This is a genomic window from Paraburkholderia tagetis (genome assembly GCF_022213065.1).
GTDB lineage: Bacteria > Pseudomonadota > Gammaproteobacteria > Burkholderiales > Burkholderiaceae > Paraburkholderia > Paraburkholderia tagetis.
In genome coordinates, this window is sequence record NZ_JAKLJA010000002.1 from 465,179 (window position 1) to 484,439 (window position 19,261).

General features: G+C 64.1%; 16 protein-coding genes. 5 read left to right on the top strand and 11 right to left on the bottom strand.

Going from position 1 to position 19,261, the window contains the following annotated elements; translation table 11 throughout:
• Positions 1-129: 129 nt before the first annotated feature.
• The 4 genes from L5014_RS04980 to L5014_RS04995 form a co-directional block, all read right to left on the bottom strand.
• The gene (locus L5014_RS04980) at positions 130-1,095 is read right to left on the bottom strand and encodes a leucine-rich repeat domain-containing protein (protein WP_238462455.1); all 966 of its coding nucleotides are present in this window, start codon (positions 1,093-1,095) and stop codon (positions 130-132) included.
• A gap of 432 nt (positions 1,096-1,527) precedes the next feature.
• Positions 1,528-1,845, bottom strand: coding sequence for a hypothetical protein (locus tag L5014_RS04985; protein ID WP_238462456.1), 318 nt, complete (start codon positions 1,843-1,845; stop codon positions 1,528-1,530).
• An 83-nt stretch (positions 1,846-1,928) separates the two neighbouring features.
• Complete coding sequence (gene glnA, locus L5014_RS04990) at positions 1,929-3,428, bottom strand: type I glutamate--ammonia ligase (RefSeq protein WP_238462457.1); 1,500 nt, start codon at positions 3,426-3,428, stop codon at positions 1,929-1,931.
• An 855-nt stretch (positions 3,429-4,283) separates the two neighbouring features.
• The gene (locus L5014_RS04995; RefSeq protein ID WP_238462458.1) at positions 4,284-6,395 is read right to left on the bottom strand and encodes a serine/threonine-protein kinase; all 2,112 of its coding nucleotides are present in this window, start codon (positions 6,393-6,395) and stop codon (positions 4,284-4,286) included.
• A 422-nt stretch (positions 6,396-6,817) separates the two neighbouring features.
• Between L5014_RS04995 and L5014_RS05000 the strand changes: the two genes are divergently transcribed.
• The 3 genes from L5014_RS05000 to L5014_RS05010 all read left to right on the top strand — a co-directional run bounded on the left by L5014_RS05000 (position 6,818) and on the right by L5014_RS05010 (position 7,880).
• Positions 6,818-7,087 (top strand): hypothetical protein, encoded by a 270-nt coding sequence (locus tag L5014_RS05000; protein ID WP_238462459.1) that lies wholly within the window; start codon positions 6,818-6,820, stop codon positions 7,085-7,087.
• Between the two features lie 91 nt (positions 7,088-7,178).
• Complete coding sequence (locus L5014_RS05005) at positions 7,179-7,451, top strand: hypothetical protein (protein ID WP_238462460.1); 273 nt, start codon at positions 7,179-7,181, stop codon at positions 7,449-7,451.
• Positions 7,452-7,664: 213 nt separating this feature from the next.
• Positions 7,665-7,880: a hypothetical protein gene (locus L5014_RS05010; protein WP_238462461.1), complete on the top strand. Its 216-nt coding sequence runs from the start codon at positions 7,665-7,667 to the stop codon at positions 7,878-7,880.
• 91 nt (positions 7,881-7,971) lie between these two features.
• Here L5014_RS05010 and L5014_RS05015 read toward each other — a convergent pair whose 3' ends face one another.
• Positions 7,972-8,214, bottom strand: coding sequence for a hypothetical protein (locus L5014_RS05015; protein ID WP_238462462.1), 243 nt, complete (start codon positions 8,212-8,214; stop codon positions 7,972-7,974).
• Between the two features lie 46 nt (positions 8,215-8,260).
• Positions 8,261-8,746: a lecithin retinol acyltransferase family protein gene (locus L5014_RS05020; RefSeq protein ID WP_238462463.1), complete on the bottom strand. Its 486-nt coding sequence runs from the start codon at positions 8,744-8,746 to the stop codon at positions 8,261-8,263.
• 498 nt (positions 8,747-9,244) lie between these two features.
• Here L5014_RS05020 and L5014_RS05025 point away from each other — a divergent pair, with 498 nt between their 5' ends.
• Together L5014_RS05025 and L5014_RS05030 are read left to right on the top strand one after the other, a co-directional pair.
• On the top strand, positions 9,245-9,535 hold the full coding sequence (locus L5014_RS05025) for a hypothetical protein (RefSeq protein WP_238462464.1): 291 nt from the start codon (positions 9,245-9,247) through the stop codon (positions 9,533-9,535).
• 66 nt (positions 9,536-9,601) lie between these two features.
• Complete coding sequence (locus tag L5014_RS05030; RefSeq protein WP_238462516.1) at positions 9,602-10,396, top strand: PP2C family protein-serine/threonine phosphatase; 795 nt, start codon at positions 9,602-9,604, stop codon at positions 10,394-10,396.
• A 31-nt stretch (positions 10,397-10,427) separates the two neighbouring features.
• Here L5014_RS05030 and L5014_RS05035 read toward each other — a convergent pair whose 3' ends face one another.
• From L5014_RS05035 to L5014_RS05055, 5 genes are all read right to left on the bottom strand, one after another.
• Positions 10,428-11,771, bottom strand: coding sequence for a sigma-54 interaction domain-containing protein (locus tag L5014_RS05035; protein WP_238462465.1), 1,344 nt, complete (start codon positions 11,769-11,771; stop codon positions 10,428-10,430).
• Positions 11,768-14,839: a peptidase domain-containing ABC transporter gene (locus tag L5014_RS05040; RefSeq protein WP_238462466.1), complete on the bottom strand. Its 3,072-nt coding sequence runs from the start codon at positions 14,837-14,839 to the stop codon at positions 11,768-11,770. The genes L5014_RS05035 and L5014_RS05040 overlap by 4 nt, the downstream gene beginning before the upstream one ends.
• Before the next feature lie 18 nt (positions 14,840-14,857).
• Positions 14,858-15,610, bottom strand: coding sequence for a peptidylprolyl isomerase (locus L5014_RS05045; protein WP_238462467.1), 753 nt, complete (start codon positions 15,608-15,610; stop codon positions 14,858-14,860).
• Between the two features lie 67 nt (positions 15,611-15,677).
• The gene (locus L5014_RS05050) at positions 15,678-17,198 is read right to left on the bottom strand and encodes a beta-barrel domain-containing protein (RefSeq protein WP_238462468.1); all 1,521 of its coding nucleotides are present in this window, start codon (positions 17,196-17,198) and stop codon (positions 15,678-15,680) included.
• The gene (locus L5014_RS05055; RefSeq protein WP_238462469.1) at positions 17,176-19,227 is read right to left on the bottom strand and encodes an FHA domain-containing protein; all 2,052 of its coding nucleotides are present in this window, start codon (positions 19,225-19,227) and stop codon (positions 17,176-17,178) included. The genes L5014_RS05050 and L5014_RS05055 overlap by 23 nt, the downstream gene beginning before the upstream one ends.
• Between the last annotated feature and the right edge of the window lie 34 nt (positions 19,228-19,261).

Below are 19,261 nucleotides of genomic sequence, written 5' to 3' on the forward strand. Positions count from 1 at the left end.
AATCAAGCGATGGCGGGTCCAACGTGCAGGTCGATTCCCGATAACTAAACTGTAGTGGCTGGCGGCCGGAATGAGTGTGTGAAAGAAAACAGAATTTGCGTGCCTGGAAGTCGGGTAGTCGCCGGCCGATCACCAGACAATTCGGGTGTTGGGTAAAGCCGTTTTGAGGTCGTCGACATTGGTGACCTTGGTGCCATAGAGAACGAGTTCCCGCAGCCCGGTCAGGCCCTTCAGTACGTCGACGTCCTTGACCGGCGCGTTGGCGAGATACAGCTCTCGCAGACCCTTGAGCCCCTTCAGCGCATCGATGTCCCGAACCTCGGTGCGAAACAGATTGAGCGTTCGAAGGCCCTTGAGATTGCTCAGTGCATCGATGTTTTCGACGCTGGTATCGGAGAGATTGAGTCTTTGCAGGCTCGTCAGGCCCTTCAGCGCGTCGATATTCGTGACGGGCGTGCGGGCAAGAACGAGTGTGTCCAACTGGAGCAATCCGCGCAACGCGTCGATATCCTCGACCTTGGAGCCGTCGAGCACGAGCGTCTTCAGGTCGGGCATGTCCGCCAGCACATCGATGTCGCGGACGGGCGTATTCGCGAGATAGAGCGCCTGCAAATCGTGCAGATCCTTCAAGGGGTCGAGGCGCTCGACTTGTGTCTCGTTGAGATCGAGTAGTTTCAACGTGGTCAACTGACCGAGCGGCTTGATATTCCTGACGTTTCTCGCGCCACCCAGTTTGAGTGCTTCCAGGTGAGGCAGCTTCGCCAGCGTATCGAGGTCGCGAACCTGCGTATCGCGCAGATCGAGTTGCCGCAGGTCGGTCAAGTCCTTCAGCGCGTCGAGATTCGACACGCGGGTCTCCCAGAGATTGAGCGATTGCAGACTCGTCAGTTCTTTGACCGCATCGATGTTCTGGACCTGAGTGCGGTGTATCACGAGTCTTTTCAGCGAGCGCAGGTCCTTTAGCGCGTCGATGTTCCAGACCGGCGTGCCCGTGAGGTCGAGCGATTCCACATCGTCCAGGTCTTTCAGCGAGTCGATGTTGTCGACCGTGGAGTCCGCGAGACTCAACTCGAGTTTGCGGTGAATCCTGGCCAAATGCGGAACCGCGGCGGCGAGCTGAGCCGTCGTCAATGTCGATTTGGCCCGCAGTGCCAGGCATCCGGACTCGCGGGTGAGCGCCGAATCGCCAGCGTCAATGCACGCGCCCGTGAAAAATCCCAGCTCGCCTAGCGCCCGTTCATCCAGCTTTTCCCGAAATGGGCTGAAGACCACCAACAGGCTCGCGAGCAAAATAACAATGCCTGCGCAGATGACCCAAAACTTCGCACGACGCGAGACCGATGTGCGTGCGCCTTGCGCAACGGGTTCTTTGTTGGAGGGAGGGAATTCGGCCACAGTGGTCTCCGTTTGGTGCTGGATCGGCCCATTCTATTCGAAGCGGGTTGAATCCCGTTTTTCGACCTTCCCTGGCAACGCTCGCCCCACTCCTCCCATCAATCCCGCACCGGCAACGTGGCGCGCGCCGGCTCATCCCTTGGGGTGCTTCATGTTTTCCGAGTCGACGGCCGCGTGCCATTCCTCGTTCGCCTCGAACGGTTCCAGTTCCTCGTCAATGGAAGCCCTTGCGCGCTCGGCGGTCGCCCGCGCGTCGTCGGCCTCCAGTTCCGAGTCCTCGTCGACAACCTCAGGGGGCCGGATCATCTCCCTGATCATCGCGCGCAATTCGGGCGTATCCCATGGCAGGTGATGCTGCGTTTTCACCTTGATGTAATGCCTCACCTCCGCATCCTGCTCCGGAGTCAGAGGCAACCCCCTGAATGTGCTTTCCGGGCCGAGGTCAGTCATGGTGTCCTCCTGTCGCCGCGATCCGAATAATCATCCTAGTGTAACGCCGGCGCCATGACGCTGCCTGGATTCACTTGCAGGCATCAGACATCGAAGTACAGATAGAACTCCCAAGGATGCGGCCTCATCCGGATCGCGTCGATCTCGCGCTTTTTCTTGTACTCGAGCCACGTGTCGATCACGTCTTCGGTGAAAACATCGCCTCTGCGCAGAAACTCGTTGTCGGCTTCCAGCGCCTTGAGCGCTTCATCGAGCGAACCGGGCACCTGGCGCACGTCCTTCGCTTTCTCGGGCGGCAGATCGTAGATGTTCACATCGAGCGGATCGCCCGGATCGGTCTTGTTTTCGATGCCGTCGAGGCCCGCCATCAGCATCGCCGCGAATGCGAGGTATGCATTGGCCGATGGATCGGGACAGCGAAACTCCACGCGCCGCGCCGCCGGCGAATCCGAGTACGTAGGAATGCGCGCCGCCGCCGAGCGGTTGCGTTGTGACATGGCCAGATTCACCGGCGCTTCGTAGCCCGGCACGAGCCGCTTATACGAGTTCGTGGTGGGCGCGCAAAACGCCATCAGCGCCGGCGCATGCCTGAGCAGGCCGCCGATGTACCAGCGGCACAACGCCGACGTGAGCGCCCAGCCGTGCGCGTCGTAGAACAGATTCTCGTTGTCCTTCCAGAGGCTCTGATGACAATGCATGCCGCTCGCGTTGTCGGCGAAGAGCGGCTTGGGCATGAAGGTCGCCACCTTGTCGTGCTGGCGCGCCACGTTCTTGCAGATGTATTTGTAGATCATCACGTTGTCGGCCATGCGCGTGAGCGTGGAAAAACGCATGTCGATTTCGTTCTGCCCCGCCGTTGCCACCTCGTGGTGATGCACTTCCACCTGCACGCCGGCCTGCATCAGCAACAGCACGATTTCCGAGCGAATGTCCTGCAAGGTGTCGTGCGGCGGCACCGGGAAATAGCCCTCCTTGAAGCGCGACTTATAGCCGAGATTGCCGCCGCCATATGCGCCTTCGTCGCGGCCGGTATTCCAGTCCCCTTCGGCGGAATCGAGGTAGTAGTAGCCGCTGTGCGCGTCCTGGCCAAAGCGAATCGAATCGAAGATGAAAAACTCGAGCTCGGGCCCGAAGTAACAGGTCGTGGCAATGCCGGTCTGCCGCAGATAAGCCTCGGCCTTCTTCGCAATGTGACGCGGATCGCGCGAATAGGGCTGATGCAGCACGGGATCGACCACATCGCAGATCAGCGAGAGCGTGGGCGTCTCGCTCACCGGGTCGATGAACGCAGTCGTGGGATCGGGCTTGAGCAGCATGTCGGATTCCTGAATTTCCTGGAAGCCGCGAATCGACGAACCGTCGAAGCCTATGCCATCGGCAAAGAGCCCTTCGTGCACCTCGGGCAGCGTGATGGAGAAGTGCTGCCAGAGACCGGGCAGATCGGTGAACTTGAGGTCGACGATTTCGATCTTGTGCTTGTGCAACTGATCGATGACCTGCTGCGGGTTTTCGGGCCGCGAAACGCGATAACTCCCGGCGTCGACGGAGACCTCCAACGAAGATGAACCTTTGGAATTGGACATGAATGCCTCCCGGCGTGACTGCTGATGGATGCAAGCGCCTTCGGGCGGGCGTCGCCCGCGTGATTCGCCGCGCGCTGACTGGAGCATTGCTCGTGCCGGCCCGGCGGGCCGTGGCGTTTCTCGGCCGGGGCGAATTCTTCCGAACTCTTCGTTAGGTAATTAAATGCACGCTTTTGGGGGGCGGGATTGGTCGGGGTTTTTTTCGTTGTTCCTGGTTTTTCGCGTTTCCTTGTGTTCGCGGTGGTCTATTAGTGTTGCCCCTGTGCGGGGCGGCACCTACTTTTCTTTGCAGCCGCAAAGAAAAGTAGGCAAAAGAAAGCGGCTCAAACCGCCAGTGTGATGCAGTGGACCACTTGCCCATTATCGGAGCGGTTCCGGAGCGTCTGTCACCACGCGCCCTACAACAGAGTGACTAAGGACTCATACCTCCGGCGGCGCTACGCGCGCCGTGGGGCATAACCCCAAACCAATGGAGTACATGCGCATCGATGGGTGCATGCGTACCCGAATGCCCAGGCAGACCCTTGGTTTCCCGTGCGGACCCGACCGCTGCGCGCGTAGCGAGCAGCGGGATGAATGAGTCCTTTGTCACTACGTTTGAAGGTGCGAGGTGACGGATGCCCCGGAACCACTTCGATAATGGGCAAGAGGTGGACGGCGTCACACTGGCGGTTTGAGCGGCTTTCTTTTGCCTACTTTTCTTTGCCGCTGCAAAGAAAAGTAGGTGCCGCCCCGCACAGGGGCAACGCTAATAGACCGACACGAAAACAAGGAAACGCGAAGGAGAGCGCGAAGGAGAACGCGAACGAAAACGCGCCTCGTGCATTTGCAATCTCCAAATCGCTAGCGCGAAAATCAATTGCTACGCGCCCGCGTCCTAATCTGCACAAAATCGGCAGCAATGTGCGCGCTACCGTAGCGCACTTCCATCTGCTTCAACTGCTGTTCAACAGCAGCGAGATACACCGCACGCGGTTCCGACGCCGGACGCAGCGCATCGAACAGCGGCGCAGGCGTAATCAGCAACACAACCATCTCGGTCCCGAACGGCTTGTCGATAATCCAGTCGCCCGCGCTGCCGACCGTCGCCGAAAAACCCGGCGGCGCCTGGTTATCGCGCTCGTGATTGCTCGGCACGAGATGCACGACGCTGCCGTCGAGCGCGTAATAGTCCACGTTGACATACGAGTCATAGTGCGGCGTGGTGATGTCGACGATGAGCGGGCTGCCCTGCATGAGTTGCGCGTCCAGCGGCCGCGTGTGGATCGTCGCCTCGCCGCCTGCCTGTCGATTGGCGCGCCAGTACGGCGCGAACGCGTTCACGACCTCGCAGTTGTGGTTTTCGATGGCGCTCACGTCAAGCCTCGCGCCCTGTGCACCCGGTATTTGCGCGAGTGCGTCGCGCATGCGCGCCATGCCGTCGCCGGCACTGGCAAAGCCCCGGACCTGGAGCGCCTGCGCCGGCAGCGACGCCGTCAGCGCCGAGCACGGGATACGCGAGAGCGTCGAATCAAGCGTAGCCAGCGCCGCCGCGCCAGGCACGGCGGCCACCAGGGTGGTGCTTGCTGCGGGTGTTTGCGCCGCCGCGCTTGCGGCAGGGGCATTCGCCACCACGGCGGCCGACGGGGCCGCGTTCATGGGCGCGGCGGTACTGGAAGCGCTTGCATGCGGCGCTTCATTGCCGGATAGCGCGCGGTAGCCAATCCAGAGGCCTGCGGCAAGCACGATGGCGCCCGCGCCTAAGGCACCCACCCGCGCACCCACCCGTGCACCCATCCGTGCACCCATCCGCGCGCCAGCAAACGCCGGCGCGTGCGCGTGCGCGCCCATGCCCTCGAGAAACTGATTGATGCTCGCCGTGCGCGCGGCCCGGTCAAACGACAGCGCGGCGCTCAACGTGCGCCATTGGGTGCGATCGAGCCCCTGGGGCCGCTCGGCGCGCATCTTCTCGCTGCGCGCCTGGGTCGCCGACTTGCGCTTGAACGGATGCGTGCCCGTGAGCAGTTCGTAGGTCACGCAGGCGAGCGCGTAGACATCGTCGCGCGGGTCGGGCTCCCGATGCTCGAACATCTCGGGGCTCGCATAGGCGGGCGTGATGCCGCCGAGCGTCGCCGGATCGAATACGGTCACGTCGGGGTCTTCCTCGGGCCGCTGGAACACGCGGGCAATGCCGAAGTCGATCACCTTGACGTCGCCGCTATCGGTGAGAAAGACGTTGGCGGGCTTGAAGTCGCAATGCACGAAGCCGCGCTCGTGCGCATACGCAAGCGCCTGCCCCATCCCGGCGATGATGGGCCGCGCCTGCTCGAATGGCATGCCCGCAAAGCCTTGCGCGCGCAGCACCTTGCTGAGCGGCTTGCCGCACAGATACTCCATCGTCAGATAGACGAGCGGGCCATCGCGGTCGAAGTCGTACACCGTGACGATGTTCCGGTGCGCGAGCGTCTGCGCCTTGCGGGCCTCGCGCTGAAGCGCGATCAGCGAGGTCGGCTGGCCGCGAAACTGCACGTTGAGCACCTTGATCGCAATGTACGGTCTGCGGTCGGACGCTTCGAGCTTGCGCAGGTCGAGTGCCTTGTAGACCGTGCCCATGCCGCCCACGCCAAGACATTCTTCGAGCACGAAGCGCCCATTGAGCGTGTCGCCAATGCCCTTGATGTGCTCTTGCTCGTCGGGCGTCTGGGGGGCGCGCGCCGGCTGCGCACGGGCCACCGAAGGGCTCTCCTGGATGCGGGTTTCGTCGCTGGTGGTCGCCGTGCTGTCCTGGCGGCGTTCGATGCGCCGGAGGACTTCCGTGTAGACGGCATCGGGCAGCGGACGGACCGTCTGCGTCGCGTCCATCGCTTCGCGCAGGCGAGCGCCATTGGCCGCGTCAACCGCGAGCATGTGGTCGATCTCGGAGTAGAACGCCTCGCGTGAAAGCGTCCCGCTCTGGAACGTCTGGATCAGCTGCGAAAGGCTCATCATTCGTCTGCCTTCAACTCAGCTTCGGGCTGGCCGGCGCCGCTGAATTTGCGCTTGCGTTGAGCAGCACCACGCTGCGCGCGCAGCGTTTTCGCCCTGTCTGACGGGAGATTAGTCTGCCGCAACGCGCAGCGCAATCGGTGCCTGAACTATGCGGGGCGGCCGCAACGCGGGCGAAATGCATCGCGTGTTGCTGCGAACCCAACGCCTTTGCAGCGCTCTGTTGGGCGCGGACCATCTGCGCCGCCGCCCGCGCACGCTGCCCTGCATGGCGCGCGAGCGCGCCAGGGCCCGTCAGTCAAGGCGCTCGCGTCTTGTGCGGCGAGCGCCACGGCGCTGGCACATCCTGTGCATTAAGAGAACCGAGCCCGCAACACACTGCAGCTCAACTACCCACCCCCGTATTGCCCTTCTGGAGAACTGTCATGAGCAAGCTGATGATCGCCGACCTGAGCGCCACCCAAGAACTCGACCGCCGCGCCATGAGCGCCGTGCGCGGCGGCCACCTGGGCCTCTGGCCCGTCTACTACCCCACGCCGAGCGTGAAGGTCGACACCACCACCTTCAGCGCCGAACAGCTGATCGGCCAGACCAACAGCATCGTGAGCAACACGGGCAACGACGTCGCGTTCGCGTCGGGCATCAAGTCGACGGTCAACCCCGTGCAGAACGCCCACAACACGATCAACTTCTGATCGCGCCGCGGCGGGACGACTGCAACACGCTCGATCGATGCATCGCGCCCGCCGGTTCCGATTCACCTGTTTTCACTATTGGAGGCTTGCCATGTCTTCCATCGTCATTCGCGAGCTGGCCCCCGGCACCGAACTCGATCGCCGCGCCATGATTGCCGTGCGCGGCGGCGCCAACTACCCAGCCAATGGCTACGGTCCGATTGCCAGCATCAACGTCTCGCCGACTATCCAGCAGAACATTCAACAGATTCAGGTGGTCAACGTCGCCGCGCTCAACAATATCGGTTATATCGGCGCGGGCTTCGGGCCGCTGAATCTCAAGGTCGATCCCTCGCAATACGCGAGCACGGGAGTAACGCTTTAGCCGACGCTCCACGCCATAAAACGCAGACGGTGCGGGGTCCCGTCTGCGTTTTCACGTGCACCGAATGCGAGGCGCTGCGCGCCTTTCGAAAACCCTGTTGAAGACCTGGCGGCGCGCGCTCACAATCACATAAGCACACAATCACACAGGCACGCTGGCGCTTGCACCGGCGTGCTGCCTTTTCCCTTTGCTTGCGCTCTCATGGAGCAGACCATGGGTATTCTCGTCATCAAGGATCTTCCCGAAAGCGTCGATCTGGACAAAGAGGCGATGGCCGCGATCACCGGCGGCGCACGCATCGTCTCGCACGAAGCGCTGCTCGCGCCGCGGCCGTTCATCGGGCTGCACGTGGGCGTCGTGGGCGTGCCAACGCCGCGCGGGCTGGCACCCGTCACTGCGGTACCGCCGCGCCCCACGCTGTTACGCTGATTCCCCGCCTGTCTCACCACCCACCGATACGCCGCCGCGTGCCCCGCCAAACGGGACACGCGGCGTGTCATGCGGCGGGTCATGCACCGGATCATGCGGCGCGCGTCATCATGGCCGGACGATGAGTTGCCTGAGGAAATACGCACCAAGAACCATCGCCGTGGCGGAAGAAGAAGATTGCAATCGTGCGCGCGGGATGAACGGCCTCGACGCAAACGTAGCGCAGCCGGTTGTCCTGCATGCGGCTAAAGCGCACCACGCGCGCGTGCACATAGTCGTTCGGCGCGAGCCACTTGTCGACGAGAACGCGCAGTGAAGATCCGGTGGGGTTCATGACGATCTCCGAAACACGGAGCGATAGCGGAATCCGAACACGACGATCACGCCGCCAGCAGGGCGAACGCATCGCGGTGCGCCTGAGCGCGGCGCGCGCGAACCAGCGCGCTGACAACGCCAATGGCGGCAAGCGGATGGGCGAAACACGTGCGGACCTGTTCGCTGCGGCCCTTGCCGTCCACGCACCACGTGCAGAAGTGCTCGCAGTTATTGGTCAGCAGGCGATAGTGGTCTTCGCCCAGACGCGAGCGCGCCCGCGCGACGGCTGCGCGGCCCGCATACGCGGCAAACGGATGCGCGACGACGGAAACTTCATGACCGGCCGCGAAGCGTTCGAGCGAGACTTCTTCGATCGGGCCGCGATGCAGCGACGTGCACAGACCCGCATAGTGGACGACCCGGCCCGCGCCAACATAGATGCCGTGATGGCTGTAGCCCGCGCGACGCGAGACGAGATGGGCGCCAAGCGGCAGGTCCCCGGCGGCGCTGATGTCTGCGCTGCTATTCGTCGGTTGAAGGTCGAGGCACATGGCTGAGTCCGTCTGGCTGGTTGAGGGCTTCCCGTGGTGCTATACGGTTTGCCGGTTGCCAACTATCCTGCATCAGCCATGCCAAGGCGCTCGCCCACGGCCGCATAAGGCTTTGCGGGAAAGCGCACGCCACGCTGGCGACGGCCTGTTAGCCGGTCGCCAACGAATTCGCCTCAGATCTGTTTGCGTCGATCCACCAGTTCGCCTCCAATCTCTCAGCTGGAGCGGAACGCCACAAGTGTCGGAGTCCTGACAACGTTGCGAGGTCCAGGTGTTGGCGCGGCGATGACCATTGCGCAATGGGGTCACGTGGCACTAGCATGCACAGAACGCTCGGGCACCCAGAAGCGTCCCCAAGCGCCTCGTCCAGCAGGGCTCTCAGCGATATGCAGCGATATGGCTCGCCCAGCGCGGGCGCGCGCTCCGCACTGGCATGATGCTTGCACGGTATGGGCGCACAGCCGCGCGCTCGCGGCCATCATCTGGATGGAGAACACCATGACCTCGCTCGCGATCACCGACCTTCACCTGCAACGCGATATCGACCACAAGGCGATGTCGTTCATCCGGGGCGCGGGTGCGCCGTGGGTGTTCGGCTGGATTCAGCCGTACCAGCCCGAACAGCCCTCCGCGTTCGGGCCCGTCATCAATCTTTATCAGACCAACAACACGTTCTACGCGAACCAGGTCGTCAATCAGTATCAGATGCTCGACGTGACCAACTCCGGGGCCAATTCGAACGTGACGGTGGGCGTGGGCCAGAACGGCAAGAACCACGGTCTCGTATAAGGGGTCTGCGGGTCTGCTGTATAGGGTCTGCTTACCTAAGGAGGCACGATCGTGACAGCCGGATTGATGTGGACCTCGGCGTCGCGCACGGACGTGGGCCGCGTGCGGGCGCTCAACGAGGACGCGTGTCTCGATCTGCCAGCGCAGGGCCTCTGGGCCGTGGCCGACGGCATGGGCGGTCATACGGCGGGCGACCTCGCCAGCCAGACGATCGTGCGTGCGCTTGGTGCCCTCGGTGCGCCTGGTGCGCTCAGCGCGCTCGGTGCGCCTGCGGCATCGAACTCGCTTGCCGCCATCAAGAGCGCCGCTTGCAGCGCGCTGCAAACGGTGAACCAGCAACTGCGCGAGGAAGCGGCGCGGCGGCGTGTGCGCGTGATCGGCAGCACGGTTGCCGTGCTGATGGCGAGCGGGCGCGAATGCGGGTGGCTGTGGGCGGGCGACAGCCGCCTCTATCTCTATCGCGACGCACGCCTCGAACCGCTCACGACCGACCACAGCCACGTGGCCGAGCTTCAGGCACAGGGGCACCTGAGCGCCGAAGCGGCGCGCCACCATCCCTCGCAGCATCTGATCACGCGGGCCGTCGGCGCCGCGAACTGGCTCGATCTCGACGAAGGCCATCTCGCCGTGCGCGACGGCGATTGCTTTCTGCTTTGCAGCGACGGCCTCAGCAACGAAGTGCAGGCGGCCGAGATGGCGCGCGCGCTCGAAGGCGGCGACTGCCAGCTCGCGACCGATACGCTCGTCGACATGGCCTTGCAGGCGGGCGGGCGCGACAACATCACCGCGATCGTCATCCGGGTCGAAGACCTCGACGCCGCGGATCATACGCTGGTGAATCCCGCCGTCGTGTCACCGTGAAGCACCCAGCCGTTGGCTCGCGTGTTCGCGTTCAGGATTCCTTTTCGCGATCCGTCTTGTCCGCATGACGAAAATCCTTCGAGTGGATGCCGTGCTTCTTGAGCAGCATCTGTAGATGCGAGCGGTTCATGTCGCAGCGGCGCGCCAGTTCCGCCACGGTGCCGCCGGTTTCATGCAGGCCGCGCTCGAGAAAGGCGCGCTCGGCTTCGTCGCTCGCGGCGCGCTTCGCGTCGCTGAGCGAGAGCGGCGAGCCGTGCCCATCGACTTCGGGCAAGGCCGCAATCGCAGGCCCAGGCCCGGTCACGGGCCGGATATCGTCGGGCAGATGTTCGAGGTCGGCGGTGTCGCCCGCGAGGCACGACAGCCGGTAGACGACGTTGCGCAGTTCGCGGATATTGCCCGGCCACGCATAGGTGAGCAGGAAATCGCGCAGCTTGGGGGTGAGCTTCACGGGGCGGCGCTTGAGCTGACTGGCCGCCTCGTCGCCGAACCACGAGATCAGCAAGGGAATTTCGTCGCGGCGCTCGCGCAACGCGGGCAGCGTGACGTGAATGACGCTCAGGCGGTAGAACAAATCCTCGCGAAACTGTCCCTGGGCGGACAGCTCGCGCAGGTTCCGGTTGGTCGCGGCTACGATGCGCGTGTCCACCGCAATCGGCTCGTCGGAGCCCACGCGCTGGATCTCGTGCGCTTCGAGCACGCGCAGCAGCTTCACCTGCCCTTGCAGCGGCAACTCGCCAATCTCGTCGAGGAAAATCGTGCCGGTGTGGGCGCTCTCGAACTTGCCCTTGCGGTCGCTCGACGCGCCTGTGAACGCGCCTTTGCGATGGCCGAACAGTTCCGATTCGAGCAGGTTGTCCGGAATCGCGCCGCAATTGACCGAGATATACGGGCGCTCGGAGCGCGCGCCATTGGCGTGGATCACCTTCGCCATCAACTCCTTGCCGGTGCCGCTTTCGCCATCGATCAGCACGGGCAAGTCGGTGGGCGCCGCCTTTTCCGCCACCTCCAGCGCCGCCAGCAGCTTCGGGTTGTCGCCGAATATGCCTTCGAAAATAAAGCTTCGCGCGATGAGCGCCTCGCGCCGCCGATGCGCCGAGGGCGAGAGCGCTTCAGGTTTATCGAGCGATTCGAGCGATTCAGGCGCATCGGACACATCGGACACATCGGCCGCCGCCTCGATGAAGCGCTCCTTGCGCGAAAGCTGCATGACTTCGTCGCGCAGCGCGTTCGACTGGTTCAGCAGCTTCTCGATCTCCGCGCGTTCGAGCCGCGGCGCCCAGCGCAAGGTGGAGCGCAGGATCTCGATCTTCTCGAGCAGCCCGGCATACGAGAGCGTGGAGTTGCCGAATCCATGCGGGTCGAAGAGTTTCATGTCGCACTCAGCTGTTTCTGGACGAGCTGGTAGTACATGCCCTTGCGCTCGACGAGTTCTTCGTGCCGCCCCTGCTCGACGATGGCGCCTTCGTAGAGCACGAGGATTTTATCCGCCCGCATGATGGTGCTCAGGCGGTGCGCGATGATGAGCGCCGTGCGGCCCTGGAGAATATCGTGCATGTTCGAGAGGATATTGCTTTCGGACTGGGTATCGAGCGACGAGGTGGCTTCGTCGAATACGAGCAGGCGCGGGTCGTGATAGAGCGCGCGCGCGATGCACAGGCGCTGGATCTGCCCGCCCGAGAGACCCATGCCGCGTTCGCCCACCACCTGTTCATAGCCTAGCGGCATCTTGCTGATGAATGCGTGCGCGTCGGCCATGCGCGCCACTTCCTCCATGCGCCGCCAGTCCGGGCTCGGGTCCCCGCAGGCGATGTTCTCCGCGATCGTGCCCGAGAACACGAGATTGGTCTGCATCACATAGCCCACCTGGGCGCGAAAATATGCGTGGTCGATCGCGCTCATGTCGTAGCCGTCCACGTTGATCTTGCCTTCCGTGGGCGCATAGAAACCCACCAGCAGCTTGGCGAGCGTGGTCTTGCCCGAGCCGCTGCGCCCGACGATCGCCACCATCTGGCCGCGGCCAATCGAGAAGCTGATGTTCTCCAGCACATAGGGCGTTTCGTTGCCGCCATAGCGGAAATACACGCCGTTGAATTCGATGTCGCCCTGCACGTCGGGCAGCAGCACGCGCGAGCCGAGATCGGCGGGCTTTTGCTCGGGCTCGATGTCGAGCACGTCGCCCAGGCGCTCCATGGCTACCGCCGCATCGTTCATGAGGCTCCACAGACCCACGAGGCCCATCAGCGGCGCGAGCACGCTGCCCATGAATGCGTTGAACGCAATCAACTGGCCGATGCTCAATTCCTGATTGAGCACGAGCGTAGCCCCCACCCAAAGAATCACCACCGTAGTGGCCGCGTTGAGCAACTGGCTGCCGAGGCCCACCAGAATATGGAACGCCTGCGCGCGATACTGCACTTCGAGCGACTTCGCGTACTTGCGCTCCCACTTCAAGCGCACCGCTCTTTCGATGCCCATGCCCTTCACGGTCTCCACGCCGCCGAGCGTTTCCATCAGCATCGAGCGCGCGTCCGTCGATGCAGCGAACACCTCGCGCGCATAGCGCTTGATGCGCGGCGTGGCAATCGCGGTGAGCGCCATGATCGGTATGACGAAAGCGATCAGCAGCAGCGTGAGCTTCACGTTGTAAAGAAACATGATCGTGAAGTAGATGAAGATCATCAGCAGATTGAGCGCCGTGGTCACCGTCGATTCGGTGAGAAACGCGCGGATTGTCTGGTTCTCCTGGAAGCGCGCGAAGATATCGCCCGTTTTGCGGCGCGCGAAGAACGAGAACGGCAGCGACATCGTGTGCTTGAAGAATTGCGACATCATCGCGAAGTCGAGACTGCGCACCATGAAATTGGATAGATGCGCGCGTATGGTCGCCATCAACTGCGTGAACACGTGCGAGATGATGAGCCCGACAATCAAGAGATGCAGCAGGCTCACGTTCTGGTGCACGATCACGCTGTCGAGAATGCTCTGGATGATGAGCGGCGGCACCACCCCTAACATCTGGATCACGAAGGTCGCGAGAAAAAGATGTGCGAGGATTTTCCGGTACGGCAGCAGATAGCCGATGAAGCGCACCCACGGCGAGCGTGACGCCGCCTGCGCGCCCGTGGTGTCGCCGGCAGTGAACAGCAGGCAGGTGCCGTTCCAGCCGCGCTCGAACGCTTCCACGCTCAGCTTGCGAAAGCCCAGCGCCGGGTCGGCCACCCTCACCCACTGCTTCGACACGCCATAGACGACGATATAGTGGTAGCCCTCCCAGTGCGCGATAAACGGCAGCTCGAAGCCTTGCAACGCCTCATAGGTGCACTGCACGCCGCGCGTCGTGAAGCCGAGCGCCTCGCCGGTGCGCGCGAGGCTTTCGAGCGTCGCGCCTTGCGTCGTCACGTTCGCGAGATCGCGCAGCTTGCCGAGCGTCATCGCAATGCCGTAGTGGCGGCAGATCATCGCGAGGCACGCCGCGCCGCAATCCATCTCCTCCGCCTGCTCGACCAGCACGAAGCGCTTGATGATGCGCTCGTTGAATTTCGCATCCGCGCCGGTGTCGATCGCGAGCGGGTGACGGCGGCGCTCCGCCAGCTTCTTCTGGCGCTGCAACTCGCGCTCGCTGAAGCGCACGCGTTCTTCCAGCACCTCGCGCAGCTTCGGGTTGCGTTCGAGCATGAAGTGCACGGTCTTCTCGGGAATCACGAGCAGCCGCACGTCGGTGAGCGCGCTCACGCTCGCTTGCTGGTCCTGGCGCAGCAAGCACGCGCGTTCGCCAAAAATCTCGCCCGCGCCCAGCTTGCCCAACTGGTACACGTTGCCGTCTTCCTCGCGCGCGATGCTCACTTCGCCCTGACGCACCACATAGAGCCGCATGTCGCCGCCCGCGCCCTGACGCACGATCTCCTTGCCCGCGCTCACGCGTTTGACGCCGACACTCGACACATATTCTTCGAGTTCTTCGCGCGAGAGCTTGCCGCGCAAATCGAAAAGCCGCGAAACGAAGCCGCCAGCGGAGCTGATCGCCACATAGCTCGTCACGAACGACTGCGCGGCCGGGTTCGCGGCCAGCAACGGTTCGAGCGCCGCGCGCGGGATGCAGAGCACCTCGGTCTTCGCGGAGGCGCGCACTGAAACCTCGTGCCAGTAGTCGCGCAGCATGGCGATTTCGGCGAACACCTCGGGCGCCTTGCGCACGCCGAGGCTGGTTTCCTTGCCGCGCTCCTCGGCGATCAGGCGCACGGAGCCCGAGCGAATCACGTAGAGTCCGGCCGCGGGTTCGCCGCGCTTGCACAACGTGTCGCCGAATGCGTAGCTGCGCGTTTGAACCTGCGCGGCGAGACGGTCGAGCTCCTCGCGCGAAAAGAGCGAGAGCGGTTCGACCGTTGCGAGAAAGTCCGCCAGCGTGGGTACGCTAGCCGGTGCGGGCGCCTGGGTATCCATCTGCGGGGCTCTGCGCACTCAATGCGCGTCGATGATGTGTTCTTGCGCGCGCTCGGCCAGCCATTCCTCGCGCAACAGCCGGCGCACTTCGGAGGAGACGTCCGCATCCAGCGTCGCCGGATGGTTCGCGCTCACGCAGAAGATCTCGAAGAACGAGCCGTCGGGCGCGGGGAAGGGTCCGAGCAGGTCCCCCACCTGCGCGTTGAACACCTTCGCTTCGATGTCGGTCTTGAGCGAGCCGCGCAGCACCTTGCCGATCACGCCGCCACGCTCGCTCGTATCGGCAATCGAGTGTTCGTGCGCCATTTCGCCAAATGCCTGCGGATCGTCTTCGAGAATCGACATCACTTCTCGCGCCTTGCCTTCGGTGTCCACCACGATATGGCTTACCTCGATGCTGTCGAACTTCGGCGAATTGAGCTTGAAATAGCTTTCGATGGCCTCGTCGCTGCAGATCTGGTCGAAGGTCTTCTCCTGATAGAGCGTGTCGGTAATGAAGCGCTCGAATTCATCGAGGCTGATGCCGAATACGTCCAGATAGCGATTCATGTCCGCCGCGCGGTGCAGTCCGCGCACGCGGCGGAACTGGTCGGCGCGCTGCTGGATTTCGTCGGCGCTCACCTGCACGCCCATTTTCTTCGCCGCGATGACGGTGAGCCGGTCGCGCACCTGCTGCTCGACCAGACTCTCGAATTGCCCCGTGAGCTTGAGCACCCGGATGAAATCCTCCGTGCCGATCACCTCGTCGTCGATACGTACGATTGCGGTCATTTCGTTCCCCTGAGTTCCAGGTCCTGATTCGTGAGTGCCGGGTTCCGGCCCGCCCGCCCCGCCAGCTTCAGCCCGCGACCTGCCGGAACGGGTCCAGCGCGAAATCGATGAGCCGCCGCTCGCGCACGACAATCTCGGCCGTCGCCGTCATGCCATAGCGCAGCGGATACGTCGTGCCGCCAATCGAAAAGTCATCGCGCGCGAGACGGACGCGCCCTTCATAAACCGGTTCGTGCGTTTGCGCCTGCGGCTTGGTGGTCGGCGAAATATATTCGAGCGTGCCATCCACCACGCCGTAGCGCTGGTAAGGAAATGCGTTGAACTTGAGCTTCACGGGCAGCCCTTCGTGCAGAAACGCCCGGTCCTGCTCGGCAATCGCCACTTTCACGACCGGGCGCGCGTTGGCGGGCGCAATGCCGCCCAGCGGCGTGTTGGCCTGAATCTTGTCGCCGGGCTGCGTGGTGGTCACGTCCGTGATGACGCCCGAGACCGGCGCGAGCACGAGCAGGAAGTTGTCCTTGTCGATGTTCTCGAAGCGGATGCGCGCCGCCGCGTCGGCGGCCAGCCGCGCCGTCTGCACCTGCAAGCGCAGCTTGTCCTCGGTATTGGCGATTTCGCGCTCGGTGGCGTCGTATTCGATGCGCAGATTGGTGAGCGTCTCGGCGCTGCCCTGAAGCTGCGCTTTCGCCTGCGCGAATTCGTGGCTCGTTTGCGCCTGCAACGCGGCAAGCCGCGACTGGGCAATCCGGTAGTTGTTGTCCGCCTGCAAAAACGCGCTGCGCTTTTCCGCGACCTGGCTTTGCGAGATCCCGCCGCCGCCGGGCAGCGCAAACAATCGCTCGTACTTGTCCTGCTCGTCCTTCGCGAGGTCGCGCACGTGGCGCGCGTTGTCGATGTTGCCGCGCGCTTCGTCCAGTTGGGCGTTCTCGGCCTGCTGCAATTTGCTCGTGCCTTCCGCAACGCGGGTTTCGTGCGCATGCTCTTCGACGTCGATCTGCGCCTTGAGCGCCTCGGCCTTGCGCTCCATGAGCGCCTTCTTTTCGGGGAACGCCTTCCACTCGTGCTCGGCGTCGTCGAGCTTCAGGCGCGCGTCGAGCGCATTGGTTGCCGCCTGGATCGCACCGCGCGCATTGATGCGGCCAATCACGTCGTCCTTCTCCACGGGCTGGCCCTCTGCAATATAGATATCGACCAGTTCGCCATCCACGGGCGCATAAATGCGGCGCACCTCGGACTCGGGCGAGAGCGTGCCCTGCGCGCTCACGATCACGTCCGCGCGGCCGACGAACGACCAGGCGAGCCCGCAGATCACGAGCGCCACCAGCGCGATGATGGTCGCCTCGATCAAACGCCACGGCCGCGCGGTCAGGATCGCGACGCCCTCCTCGCTGTGGTCGTCGAGCGCCTCGCCAAGCGGCCGGGGCGACTCAGGCGCTGCATGTACCGCGTGCACTGCATGCACCGTCTGCGCCGCGTGCACCCCATGCGCTGCGTGCACCGTCTGCGCCGCGTGCATCGTCTGCGCCGCGCGTGACTGGAGCGTTTGCCGCGCCGCGCGCAGGCGCTCAATGAGCCGGGGCAGCTTCACCGTGGTCTCCTGCCGATGCGCGCTTTTCAAGCCCAGCCGCATGGGCCGCGAATTGCGGCGTGGCGAAGTGCGCCGCCGCGAGGCGCTCGCGCACCGCCTGCACATGGCCGGCGTGCGCCTCGCTGTCGATCTGCTGGTACTGGTCGAGGTCGGCGCGCACGGCGTCGAGCCCGCCAAGCCGTGGGTAGCGTTGCGCGTAGTCGGTCAGCATCGCGGCGAGCCCGTCGAGACGGTCGCTCTCCAGCGCCCCATCGATCGCCTGCTTGATGCGCTCAAGCGCGGCCACGTAGACCGAATCGTCGCTTTGCAGCTTGCGCAAGTGGCTGAGCGCATCGGCATAAACCGCCGCAAACGCCGGCACGTAGGCCGAAATCCGGTCGAGCGCGCGCTGATGTTCGCCGGGGTCGTCGTTCCAGCGGCCCGTGATAGCCCGGATGGGCGCTTCGTCGCGATAGATGCGGATCGGCGCTTGCGGACCGCCGCGCCCCAGCACGAACGATTCCAGCGCGCCCATCCAGCCGATGTTCTCCACGAGCGGCGCTGCGTCCGCGTTGTGGCGCGCAAGCGTGCGCATCTGCTGCACGATGGCTTGCGCGCGATCGAAGGCGCGCTCATTGATGGCGGCGATCCATTCGGGCACCTTCGCCTTGACGAGCGCTTCTGTCCCCATCGCGCGCCAGGCGGTGTCGTCCGGGTAGCGTGCGAGGTGCTGATCGGCGATACGTGCCGCGCTTGCGTATTGGCCGCTCGCCAGCAAGGCTTGCATGTCGCGCTGCGGCGCGCCCTGGAAGTACGTCACGGCAACCAGCGCAACGAGCGCGGCCAGCACGCCGCCGCCCCACCAGCCAAGGCGGCGCATGTCGATGCGCCCGCTGCCGCCCAGCGCTTCGCTCAACTCGCTGAGAAAGACTTCGAGCCGGCCGCGCCGGCGCCGCGCGTCCGGTGCCGATTCGGGCGCGCGCGCGGGCGCATCGGGGTTGATCTCGTCGTCCTGCGCGGGCACCGCCGTGCAGAAGATGTCGAGGAACGAGTGCGCGGTGCCGACGAACGTGGTGCGCTCGGGATCGGATACAAAGTCGGACGCTGGGTTGGGCGCTGAATTGGGCGCTGGGTTGGCTGCTGAATCGGCTGCTGAATCGGCTGCGGAATTGGCCGCTGAATTGGCCGCTGAATTGGCCGCAAAGTCGGCGCCAGCACCGGCGGCGGCATGGGGATCGCCAGCAGGTGCGTTTGCGCCGGACTGGCGCGTCGCCGTCACGGTGGAGTCGGTTGAAGACGCGCTTTCGAGGCCGACGCGGTAAGCGAAATGGTCGCCGCCGAACGCGAGCCGCTGCCCTTGTGCCAGCCGCACCGCGTGCTCGGCGAGGCGCTCCCCGTCAACGAACGTGCCATTGGTGCTGTCGAGGTCTTCGACGTACACGGCGTCGTCCTCGGCGTAGATGTGCGCGTGGCGCCGCGAGAGGTAGTTCACCTGATGCGGCCAGGCCTCGCGATACTGGGCGAAGGTCTCGTCGGCCTTGCTCACGAGAAACGGGAAACTGCTGATGACGATGGGCTGCAAACCCAGATCGCCGCGTTCGGGCGTGAGCGTCACGATGGCCGCCCGCACCGCCGCGCGCGCCGCGCGAGGGACGAAGCCCACGCGGTAAGTGAGCGTGCCCGCAAAGCAGAGCGCGTCGCCGTCCTTGAGCACGTGGGGCTTGTGCGTGACTTCGATGCCGTTGACCGCCGTGCCGTTCTTGCTGCCCAGGTCGGCCACGTAGGCCACGCTGCCTTCGCGAAAGATACGCGCATGACGGCGCGAAAGGTCGACGACCAACTCGGGCCGCGCGGACGCAAAAGGCGGCTGCGTGCGCCCCACGGCGAACAGATCCTTGTCGATGCGGATTTCGCCCAGTTCCGGGTGGGATATCGGCCGAAGCACGATATCGAACGGGTCGAGTGGGGTCTGCCTCTGCACCATCGAAGCGGCACTCGAAGCGGCAATCGAAGCGACGTCAGGCACCATGATTCCGCCAACGATCAGCATTGGTCCGCCAGAGCGCGCGCAGCACGAGCGCTGC